1 protein-coding gene is annotated in these 272 nt (G+C 59.2%); it reads right to left on the reverse strand.

The window, feature by feature from the left end; all coding sequences use genetic code 11:
- Positions 1 to 272, reverse strand: a 272-nt coding sequence (locus NVV99_RS26500) for a hypothetical protein (RefSeq protein WP_260783300.1), incomplete at both ends; no start/stop codon positions are given.

Genomic DNA, 272 nt, shown 5'->3' on the forward strand with positions numbered 1-272 from the left:
TTTTCCGCTTCAATGGCTGGAGCAAGTTCCACGACGGGAACCTTCCACTCGAAGCTGTTGAGGCGTCCCGTAACCGGCGATACAGGCGACCATTGTTCTGAAACATAACCGTCGGCGGTCCAAGCGGGATCACGCGGCGCTTTGACGGCTCGCGCCAGCCATTCACGAACCTTACCCTGATCGCCCGTTTCAGCTTCTTCAATATCGGCCAGCAACAGATAGGCGCTTTCGCGCGGCGAAGCACGCAGAACCTGCTCGGCACTGTCACGGGC

The organism is Rhodococcus sp. PAE-6, from assembly GCF_025290685.1.
Taxonomy (GTDB): domain Bacteria; phylum Actinomycetota; class Actinomycetes; order Mycobacteriales; family Mycobacteriaceae; genus Rhodococcus; species Rhodococcus pyridinivorans.